The organism is Mycobacterium sp. TH-M11 (genome assembly GCF_057473725.1).
Window position 1 is genome coordinate 1 of sequence record NZ_JBYCLD010000191.1, and the last position, 3714, is coordinate 3714.

The following is a 3714-nucleotide window of genomic DNA, read 5'->3' on the forward strand; positions in this document are numbered from 1 at the left end:
GAAAGCGTGATCGTCCACCGGACCATCGTAGAAAGCGAGGCGGTCGACGACGCCCATTCGACGCTGCGCGCCGCGGCGACCAGACTGGCGGAAGAATTCACAGGAGGTGCAGGCCCCATGCAAATACCCAATTCGCTGGAGCAATTCCCCACGAACGGTAATCGCTCTCACGTCTACGGCGAGCCCTACCAGACGGCCGATGGCGCGACGGTGATCCCGGTTTCCAAGGTTCACGCCGGATCGGCAACCCCGGTCGGCGTATTCGTCGTCCAGGGCGGGACGACTCAGTGGGTAGCCGCCATCGACGCGAATCGGATCGCGCTGATCGGTGTCATCACCGGGTTGATCGCGGCGGTACTGGGGAGTCTGGCCGTGCTGCGCCGTCCGCCCTGGCCGGACCTGTCGGCGACGTCAGCGGCCTGGGCGCGTCACCAACGGCGGTAAGAGACGCCGACCGCCGACCGGGCTGTCACCGCAATTCAGCCAGACCGCTTGCCCAGCCGCAGCCGGTAGCGGACGACGCCGGCCAGGACGACGGCCAGCGCCGCCAGCATGCCGACGTCTTCTAGCCACGCCCCGGCCGTATGTCGCCACAGCCGATCGACAGGCAGCTCGGCCTCGACGCTGTTCAGGTCGACTGTCGACGCCGCGGCCGCGAACCCCCAACGCGCGGGCACGAACCAGGACAGCTGGTCCAGAACCAGCCGTCCGGTCACCGGAATCAGACCACCGGCCAGGACCATCGAAATCATGATCGTCACCACCAGCATCGGCAACACCTGCTCGGTTGAGCGGGCCAGCGACGAGAGCGTCAAACCCACCATCGCCGAGGTGATGGCCGTCAACGCCAGTCCCAGGTACAGCTCCAGCACGCCCGGCGGCGCCCCAGGTCCCAGCAGCGCGCCGCCGTGCGCGGGAGCGCCCTTGCCGATCATCGTGATGAGGACCATCACCCCGGTACCGATCAGCGCAGCGACGCTGTAGACGATCACCTTGGCAACCAGATAGGCCGAAGCCGACAGACCGACGGCCCGCTCCCGTTGGTAGATCAGCCGTTCGCCGACCAGGTCGCGGACGGTGAGCGCCGTGCCCAGGAAGACCGCGCCGATGTTGAGCAGGACGAGAATGTCGAACGGCTCCTCGGTCGTGCCGGCCGGCCCGAACCCGGAATTGCCGGGCACCGCCAGCGAGAGCACACCGAGAACGAACGGCAGCACCGCCAAGAACGCGGAATATCCGCGATCCGACGTGATCAGCCGGACCTGGCGGCGAACCAGCGTCAGCACCTGCCGCCACGAGCTGGTTCGGGGCGGCTGCCCCAGCGGTGCCGCGACGGTGCTCGGTGCCGGTCGCGGCGAGGCCGCCGGGTGACGAGCCAGGTAAGCCGCATGTGCGCCGTCGGGGTCGGTGCTGACGCGCGCGAAGATGTCGGCCCAATCGGTGCTGCCCATCAGCGGGCCAACCTGGGCGGGCGGGTCGGCGAACGCGGTCTTGCCGCCCGGCGCGAGTAACAGGATCTGGTCGCACATGCCGACGTAGGTCAGCGAGTGCGTGACGACGATGACCACCCGGCCGGCGTCGGCGAGACGCCGCAGCATCGTCATCACCTGTCGGTCCAGCGCCGGATCGAGACCCGACGTCGGCTCATCCAGGATCAGCAGCGACGGGCCGGTCAGCAGTTCCATCGCCACCGACGCGCGCTTGCGCTGACCGCCGGACAGCTTGTCGACCCGGGTGTCTTTGTGCGGCGTCAACTCCAGCTCGTCGAGCACCCGCTCGACGACAGCGCGACGATCGGCGGCATTGGTGTCCGGCGGCAGCCGCAGTTCGGCCGCGAAGTTCAGGGCCTGCGCGACGGTGAGTTGACGGTGTACCACGTCGTCCTGGGGCACCATCCCGATCCGCGAGCGCATCGACGCGTACTCGGCGTGGACGTCGCGTCCGTCGAACGCCACCAGGCCCGCGCTGGGTGGCAGCACGCCGCCGATCAGCTTGACCAACGTGGATTTCCCGGCCCCGGACGGCCCGATCACTGCGGTAAGCGTCCCGGGCTTGGCGGTGAACGACACGTCCTGCAGCAGATGGTGGCCGTCGATCGTCAACGCCAACGCGTGCGCGGTCAGGCCGCTGGTGCGCTCTGCCGCGGGCTGGGGAACCAGGGTGTTGCCGGTCGCGAGTAGGTCGGTGTTGCCGATCGTGACGACGTCGCCGTCACGCAGCCTCGCGCTGGTGATCAGGGCGCCGTTGACGAAAGTGCCGTTACTGCTGTTGTTGTCGCGGATCTCCAGTCCGGCCGGGGTCAACTGAAGCACCGCGTGGACGCGCGACGCCAGCGCGTCCTCCACGACGATGCTGTTGGTTTTAGCGCGGCCAATTGTTGCCGGGCCCTGGGCGCGGACCGGGGCCGGATGCCTCGGCCGCGGTGGCGGTGCAGGTCGTTGTGACGGCCGGGACAGAACGTGGGTTGGTGGCGGTGTCGGCGGTGTCGGTGGTGGGCCCGCCGGCCGAAACATCGCCGTCGCGGTGCTCTCACGCTGCTGTGACGGCGACGCCGGGGTCGTGACCCGGAACCTCAACTCGGGGCCGTGTGGGCTGCCCAGCGCGACGCTCACCCGGTCGCGGATCGGGATCACATCGGCGCGCGCACCGTTGATAAAGATCCCGTTTTGGCTCTTGTCCACCGCCACCCATTGGCGACCGTCGAACCGCAGTATCGCGTGCACCCGCGATATCAGTGTCAGGTCCTCGGGGTTGATGTCCTGAAAGCAGATGTCGCATTCGCGGTCGCGGCCCACGACGACGTCGCGGTCGTGCGGGAAGGTGTACATCGCCGACCCGAGCCAGACGGTCAGCGGCGGCACGCCGACGCCGCCGGCCGCGACGAGCCTGGTCGTGCGGCCGTCGTCGGCGGGCGGATGGTTGCGGTCTGTCGGTGACATCTATAGCTTTCTATACCCGGGGACCTGGTGGGCAACGCCTACGAACATATCTGTGTACCAGCGACCGCAGGAGACGAGCAGCACGTCGCCGCTTGGCGGTGACACGATCGACGCTAAACCTTGACTTGACCGGTCGGTCGAACTGCGCTGACCATAAGACAGTGCGCCGACTGCTGGTTCTACTGAGCGCCGTGGTGTGTACAGCGGTTGTACCCATGGCGACAGCTCCGAAGGGGGGTGCAGTCGGCGCACCCTGGTTTGCTCCGTCGGTGGGCAACGCCGCGCAGGTGATCTCGGTTGTCGGCACCGGCGGGTCGAACGCGAAAATGGACATCTACCAACGAAACGCTGCGGGGTGGCAACCGGTCGAGGCCGGTATCCCCACCCATATCGGATCGGCAGGGCTTGCGGCCCAAGCGAAGAGCGGTTATCCCGCAACGCCGATGGGGGTATTCACCCTGCCGTTCGCGTTTGGGACCGCGCCGAACCCGGGTGGAGGTCTCAAATACGTCCAGGTTGGGTCGAATCACTGGTGGAACGGCGACGACGGCAGCGCCACGTTCAACACCATGCAGGTCTGCCAGAAGGCGCAATGCCCGTTCGACACCAACGCCAGTGAAAATCTCCAGATCCCGCAGTACCGGCACGCGGTGGTGATGGGCGTCAACCCCGACCGTCAGCCTGGCAAGGGCGCGGCATTCTTCTTCCACACCACCGACGGTCGCCCGACTGAAGGATGCGTCGCGATCGACGACGCCAAGCTGGTGCAGGTCAT

The 3714-nt window shown here is 67.5% G+C and carries 3 protein-coding genes; 2 read left to right on the top strand and 1 reads right to left on the bottom strand.

Features of this window, described 5'->3' with window-relative positions; genetic code table 11:
- The first annotated feature begins 117 nt into the window (after positions 1 to 117).
- Entirely contained in the window at positions 118 to 444 is a 327-nt protein-coding gene (locus AC2VOG_RS08410) for a GerW family sporulation protein (RefSeq protein WP_486939458.1), read from the top strand.
- 35 nt (positions 445 to 479) lie between these two features.
- Here AC2VOG_RS08410 and AC2VOG_RS08415 read toward each other — a convergent pair whose 3' ends face one another.
- Positions 480 to 2939 carry an ATP-binding cassette domain-containing protein gene (locus AC2VOG_RS08415; RefSeq protein ID WP_486939456.1) on the bottom strand — a complete coding sequence of 820 codons (2460 nt, stop codon included), beginning with the start codon at positions 2937 to 2939 and terminating at the stop codon, positions 480 to 482.
- A gap of 161 nt (positions 2940 to 3100) precedes the next feature.
- Here AC2VOG_RS08415 and AC2VOG_RS08420 point away from each other — a divergent pair.
- The coding region (locus AC2VOG_RS08420) for a L,D-transpeptidase family protein (protein ID WP_486939457.1) at positions 3101 to 3714 on the top strand (614 nt) is incomplete at its 3' end.

Excerpts from the sequence above, each read along its gene's own strand:
- AC2VOG_RS08410 (WP_486939458.1), top strand. The coding sequence starts at position 118 with ATGCAAATACCCAATTCGCTGGAGCAATTCCCCACGAACGGTAATCGC.
- AC2VOG_RS08415 (WP_486939456.1), bottom strand. The coding sequence starts at position 2,939 with ATGTCACCGACAGACCGCAACCATCCGCCCGCCGACGACGGCCGCACG.